Below are 5,399 nucleotides of genomic sequence, written 5' to 3'. Positions count from 1 at the left end.
AGCGGCACTATCGCCGTGGCTTCGAGCGCTCGAGGTTTGACCTCAACCCCCCGCCCCACGGGGCTTTCCCGTGCACCCGGTCACACCGTCATACGGCTGTAACAAAAACATCATTTCATAGCAGCGTCGCCGGAGAGACCGGCCCACATCCCGCTACGGAGTGACCGATGAAACTGCACACGGCTGGCTTGACCGCCCTTTCCCTGGCCATCGCGCTGGGTCTTTCCGCCTGCAAGCCGGGCGCCGAAGGCCAGGCCGCCGCGCCGGCTACCGACGCTCCCGCCGCTGCGCCTGCGGCCGGTGATCGCCTGACCGCTGAAATTTCCGGTGCCGGCGCGTCCTTCATCTTCCCGCTGGTGTCCAAGTGGTCGGCCGACTACAACACCGCCACCGGCGCCAAGATCAACTACCAGTCGATCGGTTCCGGCGGTGGCATCGCGCAGATCAAGGCCGGCACCGTCGACTTCGGTTCCTCCGACAAGCCGCTGAGCAGCGAAGAACTGGCCCAGGCCGGACTCGGCCAGTTCCCGTCGGCGATCGGCGGCGTGGTGCCGGTGGTCAACATCGACGGTCTTGAAGCCGGCAAGCTGCGCCTCAGCGGCGCGCTGCTGGCCGACATCTTCCTGGGCAAGGTCAAGACCTGGAACGACCCGGCCATCGTTGCCGCCAACCCGGGCGTCAAGCTGCCCGACGGCAAGATCACCCTGGTCCACCGCTCCGACGGCTCGGGCACCACCTTCAACTTCTCCAACTACCTGTCCAAGGTCAGCCCGGACTGGAAGAGCAAGGTCGGCGAAGGCACCTCGGTGCAGTGGCCCGATGGCGTGGGCGGCAAGGGCAACGAAGGCGTCGCCTCGTACGTGAAGCAGATCAAGGGCTCCATCGGCTACGTCGAACTGGCCTACGCCCTGCAGAACGGCATGCCGTATGCCTCGATGCAGAACGCCGCCGGCAACTGGGTGCAGCCGAGCGCCGAAACCTTCGCCGCGGCCGCTGCCAGCGCCGACTGGGCCAGCGCCAAGGACTTCAACCTGGTCATCACCAACGCCCCGGGCGACCAGGCGTGGCCGATCACCGCAACCAACTTCATGCTGATGCACAAGCAGCCCAAGGATGCCAAGCGCAGCAAGGAAACCCTGGCGTTCTTCAAGTGGGCCTTCGAGAACGGCCAGAAGCAGGCCAACGAACTGCATTACGTGCCGCTGCCGGCCGAGCTGGTAACGCAGATCGAGGCCTACTGGACGGCCGAGTTCAAGTGAAACAGCCAGGCCCGCGCGCGTCGCGGGCCTGAGCGGTCGTAGTGCCAGGCACTGCCCGGCAGCACCACGCTGCACCTGTGTTGCCGGGCATGGCCCGGCACTACCCCTCTTCTTACGGCCTCCGCCTTTTCCCATGAATGCCATTGCCCAGCCTGTTCCCGCACCGTCCATCCGCGACCTGCGCGACGCCCGCAACGACAAACTGTTCCGTTGGGTCCTGATCGCCACCGTCATCCTGGTACTGGTGGCCCTGGCCTGCGCCGCGCTCTCGATGCTGTGGGGCGGCCGCCATGCCCTGCAGGAGCAGGGCCTGAGCTTCTTCTATTCGTCCGAATGGAATCCGGTCGAAAACAAATTCGGCGCGCTCGCGCCCATCTACGGCACCCTGGTCACCGCGCTGATCGCGATGGTCATCGCCGTGCCGGTGAGCTTCGGCATCGCCTTCTTCCTCACCGAAGTGGCGCCGCGCTGGCTGCGTGGCCCGGTCGGCACCGCCATCGAACTGCTGGCCGGCATCCCCTCGATCATCTATGGCATGTGGGGCCTGTTCGTGCTGGTCCCGGTGATGACCGAGTACGTCACCCCGTTCCTCAACGATCACCTGGGCACGATGCCGATCATCGGCCCGCTGTTCCAGGGCCCGCCGCTGGGCATCGGCGTGCTTACCGCCGGCTTCGTGCTGGCCATCATGGTCATCCCCTTCATTTCCTCGGTGATGCGCGAAGTGTTCCTCACCGTGCCGACCCGCCTGAAGGAATCGGCCTATGCGCTGGGGTCCACCAAGTGGGAAGTCAGCTGGGACATCGTGCTGCCCTACACCCGCTCGGCGGTGATCGGCGGCATCTTCCTGGGCCTGGGCCGCGCGCTCGGCGAAACCATGGCGGTGGCCTTCGTGATCGGCAACAGCGTGCGCCTGTCGCCGTCGCTGCTGGAACCGGGCACCACCATTGCCGCACTGATCGCCAACGACTTCGGTGAAGCCACCGAAACCTACCGCTCGGCGCTGCTGCTGCTCGGCTTCGTGCTCTTCATCGTCACCTTCGTGGTGCTGGCAATCGCCCGCCTGATGCTGATGCGTCTGTCCCGCAAGGAGGGCAACTGATGTCCACCGTCGCTACGCACTCTTCCCAGCCGCTGTACCTGCGCCGCCGCATCGTCAACGTGGTCGCGCTGCTGATGTCCTGCCTGACCGCGCTGTTCGGCCTGTTCTTCCTCGGCTGGATCCTGTGGACGCTGGCCTCCAAGGGCCTGGCCGGGATCAACCTGGATCTGTTCACCAAGATGACGCCACCGCCGATGCAGGAAGGCGGCCTGGCCAATGCGTTCTTCGGCAGCGCGGTGATGTGCGGCCTGGCCATTGCCATCGGCACCCCGCTGGGTGTGCTGGCCGGTACCTGGCTGGCCGAGTACGGCAACTTCCGCAAGGCCGGCACGGTGGTCCGCTTCGTCAACGACATCCTGCTCTCGGCGCCGTCCATCGTGCTGGGCCTGTTCGTCTACACGCTGTACGTGATGCAGACCGGCGGGCAGTTCTCGGCCTTCGCCGGTGCGCTGTCGCTGGCCTTCATCGTGCTGCCGGTGGTGGTGCGTACCACCGATGAAATGCTGCGCCTGGTGCCGTCGCAGATGCGCGAAGCCGCCCTGTCGCTGGGCATCCCGCAGTGGAAGGTGACCGTGCAGGTGCTGTACCGCAGTGCCGCCGCCGGCATCATCACCGGCATCCTGCTGGCACTGGCCCGCATCTCCGGTGAAACCGCGCCGCTGCTGTTCACCGCCTTCGGCAACCAGTACTGGAACAGCAACGTGTTCCAGCCGATGGCCTCGGTCCCGGTGGTGATGAACCAGTTCGCCGGCAGCCCGTATGAATCCTGGCAGGTGCTGGCCTGGGCCGGCGCGCTGGTGCTGACCGTGTTCGTGCTGCTGGTCAGCCTCTCCGCGCGCGGCATCCTGCTGCGCAACCGTATCTCCCATGACTGACCTTTCCGCGGATATCGCCATGAACGATCTTTCCAACGCCGTGCCGATGCAGCGCATCGTGGTCCCGGCCTCGCATGAAAACCTGCAGACCCCGGCGCCGATCAAGCTGGCCGCGCGTGGGCTGGATTTCTACTACGACAAGTTCCATGCGCTGAAAAACATCGAGCTGGAGATCCCCGAAAAGCGCGTCACCGCCCTGATCGGTCCGTCCGGCTGCGGCAAGTCCACGCTGCTGCGCATCTTCAACCGCATCTACGCGCTGTACCCCAAGATGGAAGCGCGCGGTGAGGTGCTGCTGGACGGCGAGAACATCCTGTCGCCGAAGTACCCGATGAACCGCCTGCGCAGCAAGGTGGGCATGGTGTTCCAGAAGCCGGTGCCGTTCCCGATGACCATCTTCGAGAACGTGGCCTACGGCATCCGCCACCACGAGAAGCTGTCCAAGGCCGACATGGCGGTGCGCGTCGAGCAGGCGCTGCGCCAGGGCGCGCTGTGGGACGAGGTGAAGGACAAGCTCAACCAGAGCGCGCTGGGCCTGTCCGGTGGCCAGCAGCAGCGTCTGTGCATTGCCCGTGCGGTAGCCCTGCGCCCGGACGTGCTGCTGCTGGACGAGCCGACCTCGGCGCTGGACCCGATCTCCACCAGCCGCATCGAGCAGCTGGTGGAAGAGCTCAAGCACGATTACACGATCGTGATCGTGACCCACAACATGCAGCAGGCCGCACGCGTGTCGGACTACACCGCCTTCATGTACCTGGGCGACCTGATCGAACACGACCGCACCGAAGTGATCTTCTCGCAGCCCAACAAGCAGCAGACCGAAGACTACATCACCGGCCGTTTCGGCTGATCCCGGCCACGAACCTTTGGATTACACCCGCATGAGCATTCCCAACGACCATATCGTCAAGAGCTACGACGAAGAGCAGCAGCGGCTGGTGGCCGAGATCGTGCGCATGGGCGAGATGGCGGTCGCCCAGCTCGAGGCGTCGATGGACGTGATCGAGAAGCGCGACGAGAACGCGGCCCAGCGCATCATCGCCAACGACGAGGCGATTGACGGGCTGGAGCAGCAGATCAGCCACGACGTGATGCGTCTTGCCCTGCGCGGGCCGATGGCACGCGACCTGCGCGAGATCCTGGCGGGCCTGCGCATCCCGGCCGATATCGAGCGCATCGGCGATTACGCCGCGAACGTGGCCAAGCGTTCGATCGCGCTGAGCAAGGTGCCGCCGCTGCCGCAGATCCAGGGCCTGCGTTCACTGGGCCGCCTGGCCGCACAGCAGGTACGCCGCGCGATCGAGGCCTACCGCGACAACGACGCGGCCGCCGCGCTGGCCCTGCGCGACGACGACGCACGGCTGGACGCGCAGTACACGGCGCTGTTCCGCGAGCTGCTGACGTACATGATGGAAGACCCGCGCAACATCACCCCGTGCACGCACCTGCTGTTCATGGCCAAGAACCTGGAACGGGTGGGCGACCACGCCACCAACATCGCCGAGAACGTCTGGTTCCTGGTACACGGCGAGCAGGTACTCCCGCCCCGCGAAAAGCGCGACGAAACCAGCAGCACCGATCACGTCTGATCGACCTGGCTGCAGAAAAGCAAAAAGCCGCTGCCTTCGGGTGGCGGCTTTTTTCGTTTCGGGCCTCCGTGACCGCCAAAGATGGAGCTCAACAGCTGCAGTCTCCTGGTTATACCGAGCTGGGCGGGGGCGTGTGGGTTCGCGGGACACGCCGTGAATCCCGCTCCCCGGCCCGGCCCAGCCGCTGGCGGCTGTGCGTTCGGACGCATGCGAGGCAATGCCTCGCAAGCAATGCGCCCTCACCCCTGGAGGCTCGTGAGCGCCTTGCTCGTTTGTGCAGTCATGCACAAACGGCAAGACCGGGGTTGGGCGTCCTGCCCAACCCGTCCGGCGCATGCGCCGGACCCATGGCGCCCAACGGTCCCGCGAACCCACACACCCCCACCCTCGACACTTGACTGGCAGCCATAGCAAGGCAAGGCAAAGCACCGCAAAGCTGCAACGGCACGGACTGAGGGCTTTGCTTTTTCGTCGCGAACCGACGCACTGTCATAGGTGGGTACGGGTGGGTTGGCGGGACCGTTGGGCGCCATGGATGGCGCTCACGAGCCTACACGGACGTACTTGCGGCGTG

5 protein-coding genes are annotated in these 5,399 nt (G+C 65.6%); all 5 read left to right on the top strand.

What is annotated here, in order from left to right:
* Window positions 1–167 precede the first annotated feature (167 nt).
* The 5 genes from pstS (at window position 168) to phoU (ending at window position 4,825) form a co-directional block, all read left to right on the top strand.
* Window positions 168–1,259 (top strand): phosphate ABC transporter substrate-binding protein PstS, encoded by a 1,092-nt coding sequence (gene pstS / locus DBR34_RS01620; protein ID WP_128095444.1) that lies wholly within the window; start codon window positions 168–170, stop codon window positions 1,257–1,259.
* A gap of 133 nt (window positions 1,260–1,392) precedes the next feature.
* Window positions 1,393–2,361, top strand: a complete 969-nt coding sequence (gene pstC / locus DBR34_RS01615; RefSeq protein WP_128095443.1) for a phosphate ABC transporter permease subunit PstC — start codon at window positions 1,393–1,395, stop codon at window positions 2,359–2,361.
* Window positions 2,361–3,236 (top strand): phosphate ABC transporter permease PstA, encoded by an 876-nt coding sequence (gene pstA, locus DBR34_RS01610; protein WP_128095442.1) that lies wholly within the window; start codon window positions 2,361–2,363, stop codon window positions 3,234–3,236. Before pstC ends, pstA begins: the two co-directional genes overlap by 1 nt.
* 19 nt (window positions 3,237–3,255) lie before the next feature.
* On the top strand, window positions 3,256–4,086 hold the full coding sequence (gene pstB / locus DBR34_RS01605) for a phosphate ABC transporter ATP-binding protein PstB (RefSeq protein WP_128095441.1): 831 nt from the start codon (window positions 3,256–3,258) through the stop codon (window positions 4,084–4,086).
* Window positions 4,087–4,117: 31 nt separating this feature from the next.
* Window positions 4,118–4,825, top strand: a complete 708-nt coding sequence (phoU, locus tag DBR34_RS01600; RefSeq protein WP_038689389.1) for a phosphate signaling complex protein PhoU — start codon at window positions 4,118–4,120, stop codon at window positions 4,823–4,825.
* Window positions 4,826–5,399: the final 574 nt, after the last annotated feature.

It is taken from the genome of Stenotrophomonas sp. HMWF003, from assembly GCF_003061285.1.
Taxonomy (GTDB): Bacteria; Pseudomonadota; Gammaproteobacteria; order Xanthomonadales; family Xanthomonadaceae; genus Stenotrophomonas; species Stenotrophomonas maltophilia_AP.
This window is presented reverse-complemented; position numbering and strand designations above follow the sequence as displayed.

Excerpts from the sequence above, each read along its gene's own strand:
- phoU (WP_038689389.1), top strand. The coding sequence starts at position 4,118 with ATGAGCATTCCCAACGACCATATCGTCAAGAGCTACGACGAAGAGCAG.
- pstC (WP_128095443.1), top strand. The coding sequence starts at position 1,393 with ATGAATGCCATTGCCCAGCCTGTTCCCGCACCGTCCATCCGCGACCTG.
- pstA (WP_128095442.1), top strand. The coding sequence starts at position 2,361 with ATGTCCACCGTCGCTACGCACTCTTCCCAGCCGCTGTACCTGCGCCGC.
- pstS (WP_128095444.1), top strand. The coding sequence starts at position 168 with ATGAAACTGCACACGGCTGGCTTGACCGCCCTTTCCCTGGCCATCGCG.
- pstB (WP_128095441.1), top strand. The coding sequence starts at position 3,256 with ATGAACGATCTTTCCAACGCCGTGCCGATGCAGCGCATCGTGGTCCCG.